This window comes from Hyphomicrobium sp. 1Nfss2.1 (genome assembly GCF_965243865.1).
Lineage (GTDB): Bacteria > Pseudomonadota > Alphaproteobacteria > Rhizobiales > Hyphomicrobiaceae > Hyphomicrobium_A.
Genome location: NZ_OZ251603.1, coordinates 3,295,731 through 3,317,273, shown reverse-complemented (window position 1 = coordinate 3,317,273; position 21,543 = coordinate 3,295,731). Strand labels below are relative to the sequence as shown.

Here is a 21,543-nt window from a genome sequence, read left to right as displayed (position 1 = left end):
CCGTTACTGCGGCGCCGTCACCTTCAGGTCGCTGATCGTCCAGGTATCACCCTTTTTCGTGTCAGCGGACGCGGCTAGCATGCCGATGTAGCTGGCGCCGACCGGCGGATCGCCGTGGAAGGTCGCCGCGGGCTTGCCGTTGATGGCGATTTCGGCCTCGGAACCTTTGATCGTCACGCGCAGCGCGTTGCGCTCCTTCGAGCCGGTTTTGACGGCAGGGACCTTCGTCCATGCAACGGGGCGCTTGGCGACAACCTTTCCATCGACAATGCGTGCGACGGTGAAATAGCCGTTGGGCGCGATGACCGCCTGGTAGTAATTGCGGCTGTCCTGAACCCAGAACAGCAGGCCGGCGTAGCTCGCCGTTGGATTGGCCGTGTTGTTGGCGGGCCGCACGGTGAGACAAGCATCCATATCGGAGAAGACGAAGGCGCGGTTCCAGCGCAACGTGGATGTGCCGGGGTTGGGATTGAATTCGGCCTCGCCGCCGGAGAATGTAACTTCTCCGTCCTTGGCGCCCCACATCGGGTCGTGGTCAGTGAACTTGCCCTCGAAGAACAGGCGCCCGGTGCCGCAGTTATTTTCCGCTACGGCCGGAACTGCGCCGGTCGTTTCTTCCGCTGGGGACGACGGTGTGGCCATCGCTGCAGCCGCAGCGGCGGGCGAGCCTAGTTTGAATTCGGTGAAGCGCCAAGTGTCGACGGCGGCGGGTGCCGACGACGCGATGAGGCCGATGTGGCTCGCGCCTTCGGGCGCTTGACCGCGGAAGCGCGCGACCTCGGTGTCGTTGATGCGCACGGCGACATTCTCTCCGTCGACGGTGATGCGCAGGTTATTCGTTGCGTCGGCGCCGGTCTTGATGGCGCTGCTCGGCGTCCAGTGGACGAGCGGGGCATTGAGAATGCGACCGCCGACTTTACGCGCCACCGTCACCATGCCGTTGCGCGAGATGACGGCCTGATAAAAGTTATCCTTGTCGACGCCCCAAAACAGCAAGCCGGCGTAACCGCGAGAGGCGTCGGCGGTGGTGTCCGGCATTTCGATGGTGACGCAGACGTCGGCATCAGTCAGTGACTTGCCGGCGTTCCAACGCGCCGTCTGCGTGCCGACCTCGGGTGCAAGGATCGCTGCGTTGTTCTCGATGCGGAACTGCGGGTCGGCGTCGCCCCAGCCCGCTTCGCCGGTCTGAAAGGGTTCGGGTGCCGCTGCCGGATCACATGCCCAGACGGGTGTCGCCAGAAGATAGGCAGCCAGGGCAAATGGGGCAAAGCGCATCGGAAAACCTCGCGAGTGATTCGAGTTGATGAAAGTATGCCGCAGAAAAAGGCGAGAATGACGCCTTATGGCCCGTTTTTGGCCTCGCCCCGCAAGTGGTCCGCGCATGCAACATTAATTTGCTGCGGTGCACCCCTCGGATATCGGGCCGAATCACATACTCTTATGCGTGAGGGGGCCGATCCTCTCGCGACTCCCGCTTGGAGCCGTATCGAGTGCGCGTCGGAGAAGGAGGGGCCTACGCCCTTGTTATCTCTGAGCCAGAACTGTCGAAAGACAGGCAGCATTTGCCGGATGGATGCGTGGCGGGCATGGATGGGGCCGCCCCAGGGAGCATCTGTCGGTTCTGATTGTCGGCCTCTGCCGAGCCCTATCCGCTACCGCCGCATTCCTCCGCAATCACCGATGATCGCCGTTCGGCTACCGCGCCCTTCCTGGCCGGTGCGTCGATGCATGGTGCTTATCGGCCGTTTGGTTTCCGATTGCCGCTCGAGGCTACGGCACTTACTGGAAGATGGAGTGGACAATGCTGAAGCGCCTTCAATCTTCGAAGGTCCCACACACCGTATCTTCTCCCACGCGTGTCGTTCGTTCGCTTCGGCTCCAATTGGAATGGTATCGGATACTGCTCTGGCGCCACAGACAAATGCGTCCTCCAAGTATGATTTGACGGGGGCTTAGCCGGGAGGGCGTGCGAACCCAACCCCGGCCACGAGATAAAAGGCCGGTCCTGCGGGACCGGCCTTTGTTGTTTTTGGTGACACGAGTTCGAAGCGCGCGTTTCGGCGTCTGACGCAGAGCAAGCTTAGGGCCGGCGCTTGCGCCGGGCGCCCTTGGCGCCTTGCCGCTGCGCGGCGGAGTGCGGAGCGCAATCGTTTGCCTCCGCTCTACGTCATCCCGGCGAAGGCCGGAACTAGAGCGGGAGCTGGGCGACCTGGTTGGTGAAGTAGTTCTCGATCGCGTCCTGGATGGAGTTGGCGACCTTATTGCGCCAGCTGTCGGACATCAGGTTCGCCGCGTCCTTCTTGTTGGTGACGTAGGCAAGCTCGATCAACACCGAAGGAAACTGCGCTGTCTTCAGCACGCGGAAGCCGGCCTGCTGATCGGGCTTGGCGCGCATCGTCGTGCTGGCGCCCATGGTTTCGATCACGGTCTTGGCGAACACGTTGGTGCGGTCGTGAGTTGCATCGACTTCACGCGCGGCGAGGTCGGCGAGAATGTCTTTGACGAGGCTGGTGTCGCCACTGCTGCTGGAGTCGACTTTCTCGACCTTATCGACCTCCGACTTCGACAGCACGTTGCGACGCGTCGAGCGACGCAGGCTGTCGGCGGTTGAGTCACGCAGCGAATAGATCGTGGCGCCACTCGCCGTGCTGCCGGTGTCGGCGTAGTCGCAGTGCACGGCGATGAACAGGCTGGCCTTGTTCTTCTCGCCAAACTCGACGCGATCGCCGAGAGGAATGAACACGTCCTCGTTGCGCGTGAGCAGAACGCGATAGCGTCCCGTCGCCTCGAGCTTCTTGGCGAGGATCTTGCTGAACGCGAGCGTGATGTCCTTCTCGACGGCGCCGTTCTTCATGGCGCCGGAGTCGTGGCCGCCGTGGCCGGGGTCGATCACGATGACGGGCTTGAAGGCGCGCTGCGCCAGGACGTCAGGTGGTGTTGCCGGACGCGGGAGCGGCGGCTGAATGGTTGCGGCGCCGAGCGAATAGGTCGGCGGCGCGATCGTCGACTTGGGCTTCTGCAGGCTGGCCGTCATAGCGACAAAGGGCGAGATCTCGACGACGAGATGCTGGCTGCGCCCGTCCTTGGCCTTCTCGATACGGGCGCCCTGCACGATCACCGGCTCGGTGACGTGGATGATGATGCGCGAGCGGTCGCTGCCGGCAAGGCCAGCCTGGAACGACTTGATGAGGCCGACCGGCGCGTTGACCGGCTGCTCAGGCAGACGCAGCTTGGTCTCCGCGACCTGGACGACGACGCGGTTGGGATTGGAAAGCGAGAAGACCTCGAACTCAGTCTTCTTCGGAAGGCCGATGACGAAACGCGTGCGCGGCAGCGGCGCCGGAGCCGACGTCGAGGCGGTCTTGCTGGGTGAACCGGTGAAGAGGGTCTCTGCTGCGTCGAACAGACTTTGAGCCTGCAGCGGTTGGGTCGCGCAGAGTAAGGTAAACGCAATGAGTATCCCGCGGCTGATGCGCCACGGATTGCCGTGAACCATGACGTCTGACCCCCGTCGTACGCGGAACAAATTTCAAGTGGCAAGGACAGTCAGGGTTGCCTGAGATGATGGCGTTTTGCAGTCCGCCTTCAGACATTGTTAGGGTTATCGCACATCAACCCTTAAAAATTCGCTAATGCGTTGAACATGCAATTAAAGGCTTGGATTTCCGTCAGCGCCAGCGGTCGGCTGCATCGTCGTCTTCGGTGCGGGATTCGACCCACGTGCTCGCGCCGTCGGCGCCGGTTTCCTTTTTCCAGAATGGCGCCCGCGTCTTGAGGTAATCCATGAGGAAACTCGCGGCCTCGAAAGCGGCCTGGCGATGCGCGGACGCCGCGATCACCAGCACGATATTGTCGCCGGCTTTTAGCTCGCCCACGCGATGCAGCATCAGCACCGCCTGCAGCGGCCAGCGTTGCATCGCCTCCTGCTCGATGCGGGCCATCTCGGCTTCCGTCATCTCGGGATAGTGCTCGAGGGTCAGCGTGGAGACTTCGCGTCCGTCGTCGTCGCCGCGCACCTTGCCGGTGAACGTGACGATCGCGCCGACGTCGCGGCGCCCGCCGATGAGCCTTTCGGTTTCAGCGGAGAGGTCGAAATCCTCGGTCTGGACGCGCACCGGCATGGCGATCAGCCCCCGGTTACCGGTGGGAAGAAGGCGATTTCACGCGCGGCGCCGATGGGCGCGGAAGGCTTCACGTGCACCTTGTCGAGGGCGGCGCGAACGACCTGCGGGCGCGCGAACGCCTCGCCGTAACCCTCCCCGCGCTGCTTCAGCCAGGCGACCAGCGCCTCCACTGTGGCAACGTCGGGCGGCAGATCGACGTCCTCGGTGGCGAGGCCGATTTTCTCGCGCACCCAGGCGAAATACAGGAGCCGCACGCGGCGGGTCGCGTCTGCGCTCATCAGAGCCTCATCAAATGCGGAGCCCTAATGCTCCATGGCGTGGACGATGCCGGCTTTCAGATAGTCATAGCCGGTCCACAATGTGAGCAGGGCGGCGATCCAAAGGATCACGATGCCGCCGGTCATGATGCCGGGGACGATTTTCTCGGCCGCGGGACCCGCAAGCAGAACCGCAAGCGCGATCATCTGCATCGTCGTCTTCCACTTGGCGAGCTGGGTGACGTGGATCTTGACGTTGAGCTCAGCCAGGAACTCGCGCAGCCCCGAGACCAGTATCTCGCGGCAGAGGATGATGACGGCCGCCCAGATCGACCAGCCGCCGATGGTGTTGTCGTGAACGAGCATCATCAGGACGGCGCCGACGAGAAGCTTGTCGGCGATGGGGTCGAGCATGCGCCCGAGGGTCGACTGCTGCTCCCAGATGCGGGCGAGATAGCCGTCGAGCCAATCGGTGACGCTGGCGAATACGAACAGCGAAAAAGCCGACCAGCGGGCGACGTCTCCCTTGAGGAAGAACAGACAGGCGACGAGCGCGGGCACCGCCGCAATGCGAACGTACGTCAGCACGTTCGGCAAGCTCATCATCATTGCGCGCGAATTGGCAACCTGGTCCATCGGCCCTTGGTACAGCATCCGGCCGACGGTCCGTCAATGGCCCGTCGCGCAAAGCAGGTTTACGGCCCCCACTGGGGCGTCAATGGCACACAGTTGCGTGGCTCTTGCGCTCCTTCATGTCGAGGTGGAAGTGGTCGCGGTGGGCTTCGTTCGTCTCCGGGCCGAGGACGGTCGTAAACAAGGCGCACGAGCCCTGATGGACGCGCTTCAGGAAGCCGGCCTCCTTGGTATTTGACGGCGCAAGCGGCGAGACGACGGGCGGCAACGCGGCCTGCTTTGTCTCCGCATCCCGTTTGAAGTTGGCCTTTTCGACCTTGCCTTTGCTTTTGCCTTCGGCCTTCTTTCCGGCATCGGCGATGGACGGCGCTGCGGCGGCGGGTGGCGCTGTTTCCTTCGCGCTCGCAGCCGGCTTGTCGGTGTCCTTGGAGCCTTTCGCCAGCTTGGCGGCGGCTTTCTTTTGCGCGGCGGCGATGTCGCGCGTCGTCGGCCCCCATGCCTTGGCGACCGAGATGGCGCGGCCGTCAGCCGTGATGAAGCCCGCAATATCAATGGCGTTGCCGGTGGCGTGCTCGCTGAGTGTCAATTTTGGGTTGTTGTAGATGTTGCGGCACGAATAGGACGAGGCGCCGACGATGCGCTTGATGCGCGAGCCCAGCACTTGCTGCGCAGCGGGCTGTAGAACCTTCTCGACCCAGGTGGCGAGCGAAGCAGCGAGGCGGCAATTCATCGTAGGCGCCGGGGTGAAGTCGACCTTGTCGGTCGTGCCGACGCTGTGAAGGGCCAAGGGGGCGGTGGTGCCGCACTGGCCCTTCTTCATCGGCTCTTCCAACTCGACCTCGGCGGCAGCAGGGGCCAGGAGTTGAATGCACTGGCGCAGGCCGGCGTTGACCTGCTCCGGCGTCCAGACGTCGGCTGGCGGCGGGGATGGCGTTGCGGCAGCGGAGGCCGCTGGCACCGCGGCGGGTCCGACCGGCGCGACCGCGGGGGCGGTGACCTTTGCCGAGGCGGGCGCGGCGGGCGTCGACACCGTCGGAACAGGTGCCGCCGCCTTGGGCGACACTGCGGCGGGCGGGGGTAGAGAAGCGCGCGGTGGCAGATAAGCCAGCGCCACAATCCCCACGAACGCCACATAGGACATCCACGAAGACGCGCGGCTCAACGAGCCATCGACGGTCGGAACAATCGCCATGCCTTCCCCCCGGATGGCTCTACGCAACGCATTTTGGTGCTTGTCGGCGAATTACTACCGCAGGCAAACGGCGAAAATGGGATTCTGGCGCTTAGCTTAAGGTGGCCCTCGATGTCGGGCGCAGCAACGCACGTGGAGGAGCAAACCGATGGACAGTTTCGACAGCGATCGTCGCAGCCTTGCGGCAAAGGCGGACTTCGATAGGAGAGAAATGCTCATGTCGAGCCTCGCGACGGGTTTCGCGCTCGCCGCTCAGCCGGTCGCGGCCGAGAGCATCATTCATACGGATGCCGAGGGGCTCGAAGCCGGGATGGTCGAAGTGCCGGTGGCAGACGGCGTTCTACCGGCCTATCGCGCGATGCCGGCGGCGGCGGGTACGTTCCCGGTCATTCTCGTGGTGCAGGAGATCTTCGGGGTGCACGAGCACATCCGCGACCTGTGCCGGCGCCTCGCCAAAGACGGCTATTTCGCAATCGCGCCAGAGCTGTACTTCCGCCAAGGGAGCGTGGCGGGGATGGGCGACATCAAGGAGATCATTTCCAGGGTGGTGTCCAAGGTGCCGGACGCGCAGGTGATGAGCGATCTCGACGCCACCGTCGCCTACGCGAAGGCTAAAGGCCATGGCGATGTCGGAAAGCTCGGCATCACTGGCTTCTGCTGGGGCGGAAGGATCGTTTGGCTTTACGCGGCGCACAGTGCAGCGTTGAAGGCGGGCGTTGCATGGTACGGCAAGCTGGTCGGCGACAGCACGACTAGCACGCCCCGCCACCCCGTTGATATCGCATCGGAACTGAAGGCGCCGGTGCTGGGTCTATACGGCGGTGCGGACCAGGGCATCCCCATCGAGACGGTCGACCGCATGCGGGAAGCCTGCAAGGCAGCAGGCAAGACGTGCGAGATCGTCGTCTATCCCGATACGCCGCATGCGTTCAACGCGGACTATCGGCCGAGCTACCGGCCGGATGCGGCCAAGGATGGGTGGGCGCGCATGCTGAGCTGGTTCAAGGCGCACGGCGTCGCCTAGTCGCAGGCCCGCTTTCAGTCTGCCACGCAATCGTACCGTCATGGGGCGGTGGTAATACCCGCCGGCGGTTGAAGCTGCGCGGCCTTGCATGTGGGAGCGCGTTGGCAGAAACTGCGCGCGCGCAAAAGCGCAATCAAGCAGCCCATAAAAACAGGGCTTTTAAGGGGGAGTCGTACGCATGGAACATCTGCCGTTCGACTTGGCGACCGTCGACTGGGTCATGGTCGCCATCTACTCGGGTATCGCCTTCGTCGCAGCAGTCATCGGCAATGCGATTGCAGGGAACCGCCTTCTCGGCGCGCTTCTCGGCGCGATCCTTTTCGCCGTGTTGTTCGTCTGTTGGTACTACTGGCTGGCCGCGATCGCCATGCCGGCAGTCACCGCTGCGCCACCCGTCTAGAAGTACACGCTCGACGCCAAAGCGCCATCTCGGCCGGGATCTCAATCCTGGTCGCGATGGTGTTTGCGTTTCGCCTATTGGCGTCGTTCGTGGAAGTGATCGTAGATGCGCTGCGCCATCTCGGCGGAAATGCCATCGACCGCTTTGAGATCCTCGACGCCCGCGCGCGATATCGCTTTCGCCGAACCGAAATGGCCCATGAGTGCGCGGCGCCGACGCGGACCGATGCCTTCGATCTCGTCGAGCGGGCTTGCGTTCATTGCCATCGAGCGACGGGTGCGGTGCGAACCGATGGCGAAACGATGCGCCTCATCGCGCAGCCGCTGCACGAAGTAGAGCACAGGATCGCGCGGCTCGAGCATGACTGAGCGCTCGCGGCCGGGGATGTGGAAGTGCTCACGGCCGGCGTCGCGGTCGGGGCCCTTGGCGACGCCGACGAGGCAGATGTCGCTGATGCCGAGATCGGCCATCACCTCGCGCGCAACGGCGAGCTGACCGGCACCGCCGTCGATAAGGACGAGATCGGGGCGATCGGGAAAGCGATCGACTTCCTCGTCTTCGAGCTGCTCTGGTGAGATGTCGGCGGCGATGGCAGCTTGCGCCAGCAGAGTGCTGGCTTCTTCCTCGGCGATGGCGGCGGCAGCGCCCTTGGCGGCTTCCTTCTTGTTGGTTTCGAGGACGAGGCGCTTGAAGCGCCGTGTCAGCACCTCGCGCATCATGCCGTAGTCATCGCCCGGGGTGACGTTCTGAGACTTGATGTTGAACTTGCGGTACTGGCCTTTGACGAAACCTTCGCGGCCGGCAACGATCATGGCGCCGACGGCATTGGTGCCCTGAATGTGGCTGTTGTCGTAGACCTCGATGCGCTTCGGGACGCTCGGCAATTCGAACCGCTCGGCCAGCGCTTCGAGCAGACGACGCTGCGATGATCCTTCGGCGAGCTTGCGGCCCAGCGCCTCGCGCGCGTTGGAGAGCGCGTGATCGACAATGCCAGATTTGGTGCCGCGCTGCGGGACACGCAGCTCGATCTTATGATCGGCCTTGATGCACAGCGCCTCGGTGAGCAGCTCGCGGTTCGGCACATCGTGCGACAGCAAGATGAGCCGCGGCACGGGTTTGTCGTCGTAGAACTGGGCGATGAAGCTATCGAGCACTTCCTCCACCGGCAGGGCACGATCCGCCTTGGGGAAATAGGCCCGGTTGCCCCAGTTCTGGCCAGTGCGGAAGAAGAACACCTCGATGCAGGTTTGACCGCCTTCTTGCGCGGCGGCGAACACGTCGGCTTCCTCGATGCCTTCCGGATTGATCGACTGATCGGCGGTGACGTGCGCAAGGGCTGCGAGGCGATCGCGGAAGCGGGCGGCGCGCTCGAACTCGAGCTGCGAGGACGCTTCCTCCATGAGCTTCTGATACATGCGGCGCACGTTCTGGCTCTCGCCACGCAGGAAGCTCACGGCCTCATCGACGAGACGACCATAATCGTCGAGCGATATCTCACCCGTGCATGGTGCTGCGCAGCGCTTGATCTGATGCAACAGGCACGGACGCGTGCGGCTCTCGTAGACGCTGTCGGAGCACGAGCGCAGAAGGAAGGCGCGTTCCAGCATGTTGATGGTGCGGCCGACGGCGCCCGCTGAAGCGAACGGTCCGAAGTAGTCGCCTTTGCGGTTGCGCGCGCCGCGGTGCTTCATGATCTGCGGGGCGGACGTGTCGCGGGCGATCAGGATATAGGGGAACGACTTGTCATCGCGCATCAACACGTTGAAGCGCGGGCGGAAACGCTTGATGAGGTTTGCTTCGAGCAGCAGCGCCTCGGCCTCGGTGCGGACGGTGACGAACTCCATGTTCGCAGTGGTGGCGATCATGCGCGCGATGCGATTGGTGTGGCCGCCGAGGCGCGTGTAGTTCGAAACGCGGGCTTTGAGGCTGCGCGCCTTGCCGACGTAGATGACGTTGCCTTCCGCATCGAGCATGCGATAGACGCCCGGCGAGGCCGGCAGCATCTTGATGTAGCTGGAGATGACCTCGGGCCCGCTGACGCGCGGCGGCTCGGGCGTCGCTGCGGGCGGTGAGGCCTCCAGCGCCGAATCCTGCGGCGAAGCTGCTTGCGTGTCTTTGTCGGGCATCGGCGATAGATCGGCCCAGCGGCCGATCACGTCAAGCGGACGCGCTCGCTTTACCAGGCGAGCTTGGCCATGGCGGCCACGGGCCGGGGCGCGCCAGCAGGAAACAGCTCCTCGACCGCCTCTTCGAGGCCGCCTTTGACGTGGACACCGCTGGCCACGAACACCGAGCGAAGGCCAGCGGCGGCGGCGCCGGCAATATCGGTTGCAACGCCATCACCGATGGCCAGCAAGCGCGATTTATCGGAAGCGCCGGGCTTCAGGCCTTCGAGAGTTTCGAACGCGAGATCGTAGATCGGCAGGTATGGCTTGCCGGCGTAGGCCACCTCGCCACCTGCGCCTTCGTAGGCGCGGGCGATGGCTCCGGCGCAGTAGATCATGCGGCCGCCACGCTCGACCATGATATCGGGGTTGGCGCAAATCATCGGCAGACCGCGCGGCAGACATGCCGAGAGGATCTCGGTGTAGTCGTCGGGCGATTCATGCTCGTCGTTGAAGAGGCCGGTGCAGACGATGGCCTCCGCCTCCTCCGGCGCGACGCGTGCGATGTCGAGGCCGGCAAAAACGCCGAGGTCGCGCTCGGGGCCGATGTGCAGCACCGGGCGACCGGCAAGCTTGGTGACGAGGGTGCGGGCGACGTCGCCGGAGGTGACGACGGCGTCATACGTGGTGCGCGGGACGCCGATGCCATCGAGCTGGGCGATGACGCTGTCGTGCGGGCGTGGCGAGTTGGAGACGAGTACCACGAGGCCGCCGGCTTCGCGATAGCGGGCGCAGGCGGCGCAGGCATCGCGGAATGGCGTCACGCCGTTGTGGATCACGCCCCAAATGTCGACCAGCCAAGCGGTGGTCTCTCCGGCGAAGGGGGCGACCGAGGAAACGATGGGCAGGGCGGGGCTGGAAATGGATGCGGGCGGCATAGGCGCTTGCCTATCGTCCGCCCGCATAAATCTCAAGCGTCTGCCTATCAGGCAGCAGCGTCATCGGCTGCGGCAAAAGCGTTGCCTGCCACGGTGGTCGAGCCACCGAACAGGGCGCCCTGGCCCAGCGGAACACCAATCGCCAGCACCTTATCGCGGGTCGCCTCGTCGTCGATATTGGTGACGATGAGGGTGAGGCCCAGCTCGCTCAGGTTGCGGCATACATCCTCGGCGCCCATGCTGCCGCTCGGGGCCGCGAGGCCGGCGAGCAGAGTTGCGGCGTCGATCTTGACGAAGGCGAAGCCGGCAGCGCAGAGCGCGGTGAACTCATAGTCGAAGTCGGTTACGTCCTCGACGCCGAAGCGGAAACCAAGGTCGCGCATGTCGGTCAATGCGCTCCACTCCGAGCCACCGAACGTGCGCACATCGGCCTGGGCGAAGGTGAGCACCAGCTCGTTGGCCAACTCCTCGCGATCGCGATAGGCGTCGGCCAACTCGTCGAGGTAGCTGTCGTTGGCGAGCGACACAGCCGTTGCCGGGGCAAACAGAGAGGTCTCGCGACCCTCTTCGGCGAAGTTGCGAGCAACCTGAGCCGTCTGGCGAAGACGCGCACCGTCCAGCAGCGGAAGCAGGCCGGCGATGGCAAGCTGCGGATCGCGTGCCGTGGTCGACAGCACCGTTCCACGCTCATCGCGCGGGCAGACGACGACCTCGTAGTAGTGAAGCTGGTGATCGGCGAGACCGACGATCGGCGACAGCGTGACGTCGACGCGGCCGCTGGCGACTGCCTCGGCGAGCGCTGCAAGGCGCGCGTGCGAGGGCATGATTGGCGGCGGTATCGGTGCGCCGGGCCGCGCCGGAGAAGCAGGCGGGAGACCATCCTTCTTCTTGGTGGTGCGCATGGCGGTTGCGGTGGTCTGCAACGCATTGAGAGAGGCGCGCAACACGCTTTCCTGGCGCTGCGGCGGCAGGCCGTCGAACGTCGGCTCGGCGATGTTCACCTCATCGGCAAGACGCTTGATCATGCCGTGCACGGCGTCGAGGTCGGTTTCACGCTCGAGCTGCAGTGATGGAGGCTCGGAGCGCGGTGAGTCCGGCAACGTCGGCTTGGAAGAACTCGGCCAATAGTCGTGCGACTTGCGCTCCGCTGACGGCGACGGCATGGCACCGGGCGCGGACCAATCGGGCAAGGTCGGGATCGGAGGCATATCCGGATGCCTGGCCTCGGTGCGCAGATTGAGCTTCGGCTCTGCGGTCTCGTCTGGCAACGGGGCCGAGAGCGAAGGCTCAGGGCGCTGTGCCGTCAACGGTGGCTCGCCGGCATCGGCCTCGAAGCCAGGGCGATCCTCAAAACCAGGACGATCCAGGCCAGGACGGTGTGCTGAGATGCGCGGCTCGCGCGTCGAAGCGACTTCGCTCGCTGCACGGAAGATGCGCGGCGGCTTGGTCGATGCGGCGGGGAGCGACGGCGGTTCCATCGCGGGAGGCGGCATTGGAGGTGCCGACATCGCTGGCGCTTGCATCGCCGGTTCCATGCGCGCGTCCCTTGCGGCTGGAGCGGCAGGCGGGACGCCGAGGTTGCCCGAGGGGCGCCCCATCTTGGGCAGCCGGCTGGCAACGGCCGGTGCCTCAGGCGCCGGCGCCACTTTGATGCGGGCGATCTCGTCCTCGAGGCGGTTCACCTCGTAGGTGAGCTGACTTTCCCGCTCGGATCGTCGCTTCAGCGCGTGCACCATGAGAAGGATCGTATAAACCGATCCCGCCCCGATGAGCGCCGCCCAGAACGACATCTGAAGCTGAAGATATGCGCCGACGAAGAAAGCCGCCGTTATCAGAACGACGGCCCCCTTCACGATGAGATCGGCCATGCCGCTGTGGCGCGGCGCGCCGCTCTCTGTGTTTTCGATGCTCGTCATGGAAGAGTGACGACGCCCCCTTGCCGATTCGTTGATCATGCGAGCTTTTCGCTCGTGCCCCCGCCGCGCAATGACAGTGCGGCCACTTTCACCAGCTTTCTCAACAGCAAGCCGATTCGTGTTCGGCGAATGGCGACAGGCCAAAAAGACAAGGCGCGCGCGGGCACCAGTCCAGCGTTTGTCCACAGGAGATGCCGCCGCCGGGGAACCTGGTTGATGCCCGTGGATTGCCATCGCGCGCCTCAGTGACGCCGCAGACCGGCCTCCGGCCGAACGGAATCGGGGCGCTGTTTAGAAGTCGTTAGTCGAATCGACGTGGTATCAGTTGTGTCGGGGCGTTCCCTTGCTGTCCCGGCGTAAAAAGGGGGAATGCTCATGCTGATGACGGTGATGGGTCGTAATTCTGCTGCGTCTTACTACGGAGAGCTTGCCGGCGTTCGCGTGCTCATAACGGGCCTTTCGCCCGAGTGCGGCGTCGATATCGCGCGCAAGTTCGCCGATCATCGCGGCCGGCTGGTGTTGCACACCACAGAGAACTCGCCCGAGCTCGATGCCGTCACCACGATCCTGGCGGAGACGGCCAGCGAGGTGAAGCTGTTCACCGACGCGTGCCGGGACTCAGATTCCTCGATCCGCTTTGCTCAGACGGCTGCGCAGGCCTTCGGTGGTCTCGATGTCGTCGTCAATCTCGTCCCCATCAACATGAACGAGTTGCAGGGGCGCGCCGGCATGAGCGCGGTGGAGGATCTCGTCGCGGAGAAGCTGATGCTGCCCGTGCACGTTACCCGCATCGTCGCCAATCGCATGCGGACGATGCTGAATGAGGGCCTGGTGCTGAACGTGATGACCATGCCTGTGCCAAGCACGGCGGCGGAAGCGGCGTTTGCCGGCATCGCCCGCTCGGCGCTGGCTGCGGTGACCCGCGGAGAGGCGCAGCAGTGGGCGCAGCAAGGCATTCGCGTCAATGCGATTGCCCCTTCGGCGACGATGGCTGACGACGGCGGCGTGGTGGCCAGCGAGCCGGATATCGCCGCGCTGACGCTCTATCTCGCCTCGCGTCCGGGCAGAAAGCTGACCGGCCAGATCTTCGATGCCGCGGGGATCGCGCGCAAGGGTTGCTGATCCCCCATTCCTACCTCCAAAGGCTCTTCAGGCGTCGCCAGAGGGGGTAGGTGGAGCCGGCAAAGGCGGAAAGCTCGGGTATGCGCTCGGCCAGATCGCGCAAGTTGAGGCGCAGCTGACCGAGGGCAAAGTCGAACGCCATCAAGCGAATGGCTTCGTCCATGGTGAGGACACGCATCTCACCGCGGGCGCGCATTTCTTCGATGTCGTGCTCGATGGCTGCGAGGGCGGTCTCGGTGGCTGAAAGGTCGGGAGCTGCATAGGCGCTGGCAGGCGATGTCAGTTGTTGTGCGAGCCCCTTCAGGGCGTCGCGTAACGCTTCGATCTGCGGCGCAAGCTTGTCGATCGCCGGCTTCGGCAACGGCAGGGAAGTTGAACGCATCAGCATGATCTGCGTGTGCCAGAGCCTGCGGAGCGTGCGCAGCTCGGCATCGGGATCGGGTGAATCGGCGATGTAGCCCGCCACTTCGAGGCGAGCTTCCTTGGCCAGAGTGTCACCAGTGGCCAGCGCCGTGCGAACGCGCGCCGCCTGCTCGCTCACGGCATTGGCATCGAGGGGCGTTCCGAGGGCTGCTGCGAGGATCTCGTCCAGGAGCTGGAACAACGGCTGAAGCGTCCGTGTGACGTGCTGGGCAAACGCCAATCCTGCGCGCGAAGGAAACACGATCAGCGTCGTCGTTATGGCAACGATGGTGCCGATCGCGACCTCGATCATGCGATTTTCGGCCGATGCGATGGGAGGGCCAAGGGCGGGGTCGCCGAGTATGACGATGGCGGCGGTGACGCTGGCGATGCGCAAGGCCGGACGCTTGGCCGCAAAGAATGCAAGCACCAGCACCGTTACCGCCAGGCCGGCGAACCGCAACTCATGAGCATCGGCGAGGGCCACGGCGACGGCGCCACCGACGAGAACGCCGACCAAACTGCCGACGAGGCGGTCGAAGGCCAGGCCCAGCGAGGCCCCGACATTGGCCTGGGTGACCAAGATGGCCGTCATCACGGCCCAGAAGCCCTGCGACAGGCCAAATGCCTCGACAATGAAATAGGCCGCGCAGGCGGCAATCGTCGTCTGGATCGCCTGGCGCAGGCGCGGCCAGGCACGCGTTGAGAGGCTGGTCACGGACGACAGGTCCATCATGGGGCGGCCCAGCAGCAATCGTTGCCACCCGGGACGACAGCGATTAACCCGGCGTTCTCACTCTCCCCGCTAATCGGGGGCTTTGAGTGGCGGATAAGGCTTTCTTGACAGTCCTCCCCCGCCACGCGTATCACCTCGGCACGCTTGGCACTCTCAGTGTCATAGTGCCAGCGAGCCCCTTCAATACATGCCGGCCGGAGCCGGCCGAGCCCGCCATCTGGAGCGAAAATTCTCATGAAATTCCGTCCTTTGCACGATCGTGTCGTCGTTAAGCGCGTCGAGAGCGAGACCAAGACGTCGGGCGGCATCATCATCCCCGACACCGCAACCGAGAAGCCGCAGCAGGGCGAAGTCGTCGCCGTCGGTCCGGGCAGCCGCGATGAAGCCGGCAAGCTGGTCCCGATCGATCTGAAGAAGGGCGACAAGGTTCTGTTCGGCAAGTGGAGCGGCACCGAGGTCAAGATCGATGGGCAGGAGCTGCTCATCATGAAGGAAAGCGACGTCATGGGCGTGCTGGAGAAGTAAGCAGCGGCCAAGGAGCAGTGGGCCGTAGAGCCCGACTGTACCGCACCAACAGCTGCCTACTGCCTAACGCCTTCCCCTATCCCCAATTCGCAGGAACCATTCAATGGCCGCCAAAGACGTACGCTTTTCCGCCGATGCCCGCGAGCGACTGCTCCGGGGTGTCGACACGCTTGCCAATGCCGTCAAGGTCACCCTCGGCCCCAAGGGTCGTAACGTGGTGATCGAGAGATCCTTCGGCGCTCCGCGCACCACGAAGGACGGCGTCACCGTCGCCAAGGAGATCGAACTCGAGGACAAGTTCGAGAACATGGGCGCACAGATGGTGCGCGAAGTCGCCCAGAAGACCAACGACCTCGCCGGTGACGGCACCACGACCGCAACGGTTCTCGCCCAGGCGATCGTGCGCGAAGGCCTCAAGGCCGTTGCCGCCGGCATGAACCCGATGGATCTGAAGCGCGGCATCGACAAGGCCGTGCTGCAGGTCGTCGAGGAGATCGGCAAGAAGGCCAAGAAGGTGAAAAACTCGGGCGAGATCGCCCAGGTCGGCACCATTTCGGCGAACGGCGAGAAAGAGATCGGCGAGATGATCGCCGAGGCGATGCAGAAGGTCGGCAACGAGGGCGTCATCACGGTTGAAGAGGCCAAGAGCCTCGACACCGAGCTGGAAGTCGTCGAGGGCATGCAGTTCGACCGCGGCTACCTCTCGCCCTACTTCGTGACCAACGCCGAGAAGATGGTCGCCGAGCTCGAGGACCCGTACATCCTCATCCACGAGAAGAAGCTGTCGAACCTGCAGCAGCTGCTGCCGGTGCTGGAAGCCGTGGTGCAGACAGGCCGTCCGCTGCTGATCATCGCGGAAGAGGTCGAGGGCGAGGCGCTTGCCACGCTCGTCGTCAACAAGCTGCGCGGCGGCCTCAAGGTTGCCGCTGTCAAGGCTCCGGGCTTCGGTGACCGCCGCAAGGCCATGCTGGAGGACATCGCTGTTCTCACCGGCGGCCAGACGGTCTCGGAAGATCTCGGCATCAAGCTGGAGAGCGTGACGCTGGAGATGCTCGGCCGCGCCAAGCGCGTGACGATCACCAAGGAAGACACGACGATCGTCGATGGCGCCGGCAAGAAGAAAGACATCGAAGCCCGCGTCAACCAGATCAAGGCGCAGATCGAGGAGACCACCTCGGACTACGACCGCGAGAAGCTGCAGGAGCGTCTGGCGAAGCTCGCCGGTGGCGTTGCTGTGATTCGCGTCGGCGGCGTCACCGAGATCGAAGTGAAGGAGCGCAAGGACCGCGTCGACGACGCGCTCAATGCGACCCGTGCAGCGGTCGAGGAAGGCGTGGTTCCGGGCGGCGGCGTGATGCTGCTGAAGGCCGGTAACGCCCTGACCGTCAAGGGTGACAACCCCGATCAGGAAGCGGGCATCGCCATCGTGCGCCGCGCGCTGCAGGCTCCGATCCGCCAGATTGCCGCGAATGCCGGCGTCGAGGGCTCGATCGTGGTCGGCAAGATCCTGGAGACCAAGGGCGCCGGCTTCGGCTACGACGCACAGAACGACGAGTACGGCGACATGCTCGAGAAGGGCATCATCGATCCGGCCAAAGTCGTGCGCGTGGCGCTGCAGGATGCAGCTTCGATCGCTGGCCTGCTGGTCACCACCGAGGCTGCCGTTGCGGAAACGCCGAAGAGCGACGACGGCCATTCGCATGGCGGCGGCGGTATGGGTGGCATGGGCGGAATGGGTGGCATGGGCATGTAAGCCCGTCGCTATCTGCCGAAAGAAAACAGCCGCTCGCAAGGTCTCTTGCGGGCGGCTTCTCTTTTGGGCGCGCTGAAAAGTCGCCGGGGGTCAGTTCGGTTGGGAGCCCCAGCCGAACGCACGCAGCTCGGTCGGCATCATGATGTTCTGATCCGGCTGGGTCGGGTTGGTCGATACCGCGAGGGAGTAGCTCTCGCGCGTCGACGCCTTGGGCGTGGCGGGACGCGCCTCGGCTGGCGCTCGCGTTGCAGCTGCCGCGCGTTTGGCTGCCTTGGCAGGCTTGGCCGCCATCTCCTCGATAACGGGCGCCGCGGAATTCGCCGTGGGCTCGTCGACGATCGGCGGGCCGCCAAGCATGCTGACGGGGGCGGCGATGCTGGCGGTGGCCGGCGGATCGATCTGCGCAGAGACTTGCGTGACGCGCGCCTCTGTATCGGCGTCCGCGGCAGCAGCGGCCGGCACGCCGGTAGCTGATCCTGTTTCGGCAGGAGCCGTTGCGGCTGGGGTTACGGTGGCGACAACCTCGTCGGCAGCTCGAGTTGCAGCAGCGGCGGCAGCTGCCGTTTCGGCCTCGGCCGCGAAGCGGCGGCTCAATTCCTCGGCACGATCGCGCACAGCAGCGGCAGTGACGCTCATCTGCTCGGCGCGGGAGAGCGTCGCGCGCGCCTTGTCGATGGTGGTGTCTTCAGGATCACGGATGGGCCGTGCCGCTGCCACGGAGGCAGACGCGAAGCGACCGCGCCAAGCGGCCTCGAAGTCTGCCGCGCGGGCAGCGTCGAGGAAAGCAGGCAGCGTGATTGCCGGCACGTTTTCCGAAACGGGAGACGATTGCTGAGCAGTCTCCTGCGCGCAGGAGATTGGCGCCGCGATCACGGAGACAAAGAGGCTTACGAAGCATGAGCTTGCGTGGGCATTCATACGCTATACCCCGGGCCCTCACGGGCCGTATTGGCGACCACAAGGTGCGCCTACTGACTACCACCACGGGACATTGACGTCCCGCCCACCCATAGTTTGCCCGCAGTTTTTTTATCGGCTCTTGCGCCTAGCTGGGCTCGATGCGTGCCGCCCTGGGGAGTTCACCCCGTCCCCGTGCAGCTGGTTGCTGCGAAGGCGTGCCGCGCTCGTGGGGAAATATTAAACGGGTCCAAGGCAACAACATGGCGTTGGAAATGCGGGCACAATTACCTTCCTGAGCCATCAGTTGATGATTATGTTAGCGGTGAGGCTCGCAAGTGCGAGCCCTCCCCCAGGACGCGAGCCCGGCTAGGGCTGCGCACACCTGCCTCGGGAGGGGCACGATGGACATCCGACAGCTTCAGTATCTGGCGGCACTCGCGCGCGAGAAGCATTTCACGCGCGCTGCGACGGCCTGCAACGTGACCCAGCCGACGCTGTCCGGGCGCATACGGCAGCTCGAGCTAGAGCTGGGCATTCCCATCGTCGAGCGCGGGCAGCGCTACCAGGGGCTGACGCCCGAGGGTGAGAAGGTGCTCAAGTGGGCACAGGTCATTCTCAAGAACTGGCAGTCGATGCAGGAGGAGCTCGGGCACCTCAAGGATCACGACGTCGGGCTGACGGGGCGACTGGTGCTGGGCGGCATCCCGTCGGCATTGCCGATGATCCCACTGCTCACGAAGAAGATCCGCAAGATCCATCCCGGGATCGACTTCACCGTGCTGTCGCAGAGCTCGGAGGAGATCCTGCGCGGGATCGTGGACTTCTCGGTCGACGTCGGCATCACATATCTCGACAGCGAGCCGATCGAGGGCATGCTGGCCACTCCGCTCTACATCGAGCGGTACTGCCTTTTTGTGCCTGAAGGGCATCCGCTTGCGGAGCGCAAGTCAGTTACGTGGCGCGAGGCGGCCAACGAGCCGCTCTGCCTTCTAACCAACAACATGCAGAACCGGCGCATCATCGATCGCGCGTTCGAGAAGGCGAAGTGTCATCCGAGCCCGCGGCTGGAGACAAACTCGGTCATAAATTTGTGTTCAAATGTTCGCTTGATGGGTCTGGCGAGCATCATGCCCCAATATATATTGGATGTGTTGGGAAACATGTCGGGCGTAAAGGCCATTCCGCTCGATGAACCGACGGTCGAACACAGCGTTGGATTGGTGGTGGCGGCGCGCGATCCGCTCTCGCCACTCATCGAGGCAATGCGTGAAACCGCGGCCCTGCTCGCTCCGGTGAGCTTCAGCGAAAGGGTCGGGGCTTAAGCCCAGCTTTATTGTGCGTCGCAGCATTGGCGGGCTCGATCAGCACATCGAGAGGGCCAATTTGATCCGCCGCGAGCAAGTTGAGACAAGTCACCCTTCCAGCAAGAGCCGTAAAGGCACCAGGTGAATGACTAAGTATACTCCAGAAGTAGTGATTGAGCCACCCCTCGGTGCGGAGGAGCTTGCGCTGACCATTTGCGCTGCTCATGACAACCGCCCGGACGAACTGCTCGAGATCTTCCACGAGCTTCAGCATGAGCTTGGATATGTGCCTGAGCAGGTGCTGCCGGCCATCGCCAACGTGCTTAATCGCTCGCGCGCCGAAATCTATGGCGTGCTGACGTTCTATCACGAGTTCCGCCGCACACCGGGCGGGCGCCACAACATCAAAATCTGCCGCGCCGAAGCCTGCCAGGCGATGCATACGCAGAACCTGTGCCGTCACGCCGAGGAAAAGCTGCGCATCAAGTTCGGCGAGACCACCGCCGACGGCCAGTTCAGCCTCGAGGCCGTGTACTGCCTCGGTAACTGCGCGCTCTCGCCGGCCATGATGATCGATGGCGATCTCTACGGCTGCGTCGACAAGGAGCGCTTCGACAGCATTCTTTCCGACCTTGACCGCGGGGGCTCGGCATGACCACCCGGATTTTCGTTCCGCGCGATGCCGCCGCCCTGTCGATGGGCGCCGATGCCGTCGCCAAGGCCATTGTCGCCGAAGCCAAGAAGCGCAACGCGAAAGTGGAGATCGTCCGCAACGGCTCGCGCGGTATGCTGTGGCTGGAGCCGCTGGTCGAGGTGGAAACCCCCGAGGGCCGCGTTGCTTACGGCCCCGTCAAGCCGGCGGATGTTCCCAGCCTGTTCAAGGGCGGCTTCCTCAAGGGCGAGAAGCACAAACTTACGCACGGGCTTACGGAAGAGATCCCCTACTTCAAGAACCAGGAGCGTCTGACGTTCGCGCGCTGCGGCATCACCGATCCGTTGTCGATCGAGGATTATCGCGCGCACGGCGGCTTTGAAGGTCTTTCCAAGGCGTTGACGATGGCGCCGCTCGACATCGTCACCGAAGTGACGAACTCGGGCCTGCGCGGACGCGGCGGCGCTGCGTTCCCCACGGGCATCAAGTGGAAGACGGTGCACGACGCGAAGGCGGAGCAGAAGTACATCTGCTGCAACGCCGACGAAGGCGATAGCGGCACCTTTGCCGACCGCATGCTGATGGAAGGCGATCCTTACTGCCTGATCGAGGGCATGACGATCGCCGGCATCGCTGTCGGTGCCACCAAGGGCTACATCTACGTCCGCTCCGAATATCCGCACGCCGTTGCCACGTTGCGCGAGGCGATCCGCATCGCCACGGCCGCCAACTGGCTGGGCCGCACGATACAGGGTTCGCCGCACACGTTCGAATTGCACGTGCGCATGGGCGCCGGCGCCTACGTATGCGGCGAGGAAACCTCGATGCTGGAAAGCCTCGAGGGACGTCGCGGTCTGGTGCGCTACAAGCCGCCGCTTCCGGCGATCGAGGGCCTGTTCGGCCTGCCGACCGTGATCAACAACGTGCTGAGCCTCGCCTCGGTGCCGATCATCCTCGCCAAGGGCGGCGACTATTATCGCGACTTCGGCGTCGGCAAATCGCGCGGCACGCTGGCGTTCCAGCTGGCCGGCAACATCAAGCAGGGCGGCCTCGTCGAGAAGGCGTTCGGCGTTACCGCGCGCGAGCTGATCGAGGGGTACGGCGGCGGCACGCTGTCGGGACGTCCGCTGCGCGCCGTGCAGTTCGGCGGTCCGCTGGGCGCCTATCTGCCGAATGACAAGCTCGACACGCCGATGGACTACGAAGCGTTCATGAAAGTGGATGCGATGGTGGGCCATGGCGGCATCGTGGTGTTCGACGACACCGTCGACATGGCGGAGATGGCGCGTTTCGCGATGGAGTTCTGCACGATCGAATCGTGCGGCAAGTGCACGCCGTGCCGCATCGGTTCGGTGCGCGGCGTCGAAACCATGGATCGCATCATTGCCGGAATCGAGCGCGAGAAGAACCTCGAGGTTCTGAAGGATCTCTGCGAGACGATGACGGACGGTTCGCTTTGCGCAATGGGTGGCCTGACGCCGCTGCCCGTGATGAGCGCACTGCGCCACTTCCCAGAAGACTTCCACCGCCCGGTGCGGGCCGAGGCGGCTGAATGAACAA

19 protein-coding genes are annotated in these 21,543 nt (G+C 64.3%); 8 read left to right on the top strand and 11 right to left on the bottom strand.

Going from position 1 to position 21,543, the window contains the following annotated elements; genetic code table 11:
- Positions 1 to 3 precede the first annotated feature (3 nt).
- The 6 genes from ACP15D_RS16085 to ACP15D_RS16060 form a co-directional block, all read right to left on the bottom strand.
- A complete protein-coding gene (locus tag ACP15D_RS16085) occupies positions 4 to 1,275 on the bottom strand; it encodes a hypothetical protein (protein ID WP_424958438.1) in 1,272 nt (423 codons plus the stop codon).
- A 913-nt stretch (positions 1,276 to 2,188) separates the two neighbouring features.
- Complete coding sequence (locus ACP15D_RS16080) at positions 2,189 to 3,496, bottom strand: N-acetylmuramoyl-L-alanine amidase (protein WP_424958437.1); 1,308 nt, start codon at positions 3,494 to 3,496, stop codon at positions 2,189 to 2,191.
- A 172-nt stretch (positions 3,497 to 3,668) separates the two neighbouring features.
- Positions 3,669 to 4,121, bottom strand: a complete 453-nt coding sequence (moaE, locus tag ACP15D_RS16075; protein WP_424958436.1) for a molybdopterin synthase catalytic subunit MoaE — start codon at positions 4,119 to 4,121, stop codon at positions 3,669 to 3,671.
- Positions 4,122 to 4,126: 5 nt separating this feature from the next.
- Entirely contained in the window at positions 4,127 to 4,378 is a 252-nt protein-coding gene (gene moaD, locus ACP15D_RS16070; RefSeq protein WP_424959256.1) for a molybdopterin converting factor subunit 1, read from the bottom strand.
- 48 nt (positions 4,379 to 4,426) lie between these two features.
- Complete coding sequence (pgsA, locus tag ACP15D_RS16065; RefSeq protein WP_424958435.1) at positions 4,427 to 5,017, bottom strand: CDP-diacylglycerol--glycerol-3-phosphate 3-phosphatidyltransferase; 591 nt, start codon at positions 5,015 to 5,017, stop codon at positions 4,427 to 4,429.
- A 79-nt stretch (positions 5,018 to 5,096) separates the two neighbouring features.
- A complete protein-coding gene (locus ACP15D_RS16060; protein WP_424958434.1) occupies positions 5,097 to 6,206 on the bottom strand; it encodes an extensin family protein in 1,110 nt (369 codons plus the stop codon).
- 148 nt (positions 6,207 to 6,354) lie between these two features.
- Between ACP15D_RS16060 and ACP15D_RS16055 the strand changes: the two genes are divergently transcribed.
- Positions 6,355 to 7,230 (top strand): dienelactone hydrolase family protein, encoded by an 876-nt coding sequence (locus ACP15D_RS16055; RefSeq protein ID WP_424958433.1) that lies wholly within the window; start codon positions 6,355 to 6,357, stop codon positions 7,228 to 7,230.
- Between the two features lie 178 nt (positions 7,231 to 7,408).
- Complete coding sequence (locus tag ACP15D_RS16050; protein WP_424958432.1) at positions 7,409 to 7,630, top strand: hypothetical protein; 222 nt, start codon at positions 7,409 to 7,411, stop codon at positions 7,628 to 7,630.
- 74 nt (positions 7,631 to 7,704) lie between these two features.
- On the opposite strand, the gene uvrC is transcribed toward ACP15D_RS16050, so the two are convergent.
- The 3 genes from uvrC to ACP15D_RS16035 are packed head-to-tail and all read right to left on the bottom strand — an operon-like array spanning position 7,705 to position 12,589.
- Positions 7,705 to 9,756 carry an excinuclease ABC subunit UvrC gene (uvrC, locus tag ACP15D_RS16045; RefSeq protein ID WP_424958431.1) on the bottom strand — a complete coding sequence of 684 codons (2,052 nt, stop codon included), beginning with the start codon at positions 9,754 to 9,756 and terminating at the stop codon, positions 7,705 to 7,707.
- 50 nt (positions 9,757 to 9,806) lie between these two features.
- Entirely contained in the window at positions 9,807 to 10,673 is an 867-nt protein-coding gene (locus ACP15D_RS16040) for a TIGR01459 family HAD-type hydrolase (RefSeq protein ID WP_424958430.1), read from the bottom strand.
- Between the two features lie 47 nt (positions 10,674 to 10,720).
- Entirely contained in the window at positions 10,721 to 12,589 is a 1,869-nt protein-coding gene (locus ACP15D_RS16035; RefSeq protein ID WP_424958429.1) for an EAL domain-containing protein, read from the bottom strand.
- Between the two features lie 375 nt (positions 12,590 to 12,964).
- Between ACP15D_RS16035 and ACP15D_RS16030 the strand changes: the two genes are divergently transcribed.
- On the top strand, positions 12,965 to 13,711 hold the full coding sequence (locus ACP15D_RS16030; RefSeq protein ID WP_424958428.1) for an SDR family oxidoreductase: 747 nt from the start codon (positions 12,965 to 12,967) through the stop codon (positions 13,709 to 13,711).
- 10 nt (positions 13,712 to 13,721) lie between these two features.
- Here the strand turns inward: ACP15D_RS16030 and ACP15D_RS16025 are convergent, their stop codons facing one another.
- On the bottom strand, positions 13,722 to 14,831 hold the full coding sequence (locus ACP15D_RS16025; RefSeq protein ID WP_424958427.1) for an FUSC family protein: 1,110 nt from the start codon (positions 14,829 to 14,831) through the stop codon (positions 13,722 to 13,724).
- Positions 14,832 to 15,083: 252 nt separating this feature from the next.
- Here ACP15D_RS16025 and ACP15D_RS16020 point away from each other — a divergent pair, with 252 nt between their 5' ends.
- Positions 15,084 to 15,374, top strand: a complete 291-nt coding sequence (locus tag ACP15D_RS16020) for a co-chaperone GroES (RefSeq protein WP_072375197.1) — start codon at positions 15,084 to 15,086, stop codon at positions 15,372 to 15,374.
- Between the two features lie 103 nt (positions 15,375 to 15,477).
- Complete coding sequence (groL, locus tag ACP15D_RS16015; RefSeq protein WP_424958426.1) at positions 15,478 to 17,127, top strand: chaperonin GroEL; 1,650 nt, start codon at positions 15,478 to 15,480, stop codon at positions 17,125 to 17,127.
- A gap of 90 nt (positions 17,128 to 17,217) precedes the next feature.
- Here the strand turns inward: groL and ACP15D_RS16010 are convergent, their stop codons facing one another.
- Positions 17,218 to 18,045 (bottom strand): hypothetical protein, encoded by an 828-nt coding sequence (locus ACP15D_RS16010; RefSeq protein WP_424958425.1) that lies wholly within the window; start codon positions 18,043 to 18,045, stop codon positions 17,218 to 17,220.
- A 383-nt stretch (positions 18,046 to 18,428) separates the two neighbouring features.
- Between ACP15D_RS16010 and ACP15D_RS16005 the strand changes: the two genes are divergently transcribed.
- The 3 genes from ACP15D_RS16005 to ACP15D_RS15995 all read left to right on the top strand — a co-directional run bounded on the left by ACP15D_RS16005 (position 18,429) and on the right by ACP15D_RS15995 (position 21,539).
- Positions 18,429 to 19,349 (top strand): LysR family transcriptional regulator, encoded by a 921-nt coding sequence (locus ACP15D_RS16005; protein ID WP_424958424.1) that lies wholly within the window; start codon positions 18,429 to 18,431, stop codon positions 19,347 to 19,349.
- Between the two features lie 127 nt (positions 19,350 to 19,476).
- A complete protein-coding gene (locus tag ACP15D_RS16000) occupies positions 19,477 to 19,986 on the top strand; it encodes an NAD(P)H-dependent oxidoreductase subunit E (protein ID WP_424958423.1) in 510 nt (169 codons plus the stop codon).
- A complete protein-coding gene (locus ACP15D_RS15995; RefSeq protein ID WP_424958422.1) occupies positions 19,983 to 21,539 on the top strand; it encodes a formate dehydrogenase beta subunit in 1,557 nt (518 codons plus the stop codon). The genes ACP15D_RS16000 and ACP15D_RS15995 overlap by 4 nt, the downstream gene beginning before the upstream one ends.
- The last annotated feature ends 4 nt before the right edge of the window (positions 21,540 to 21,543 follow it).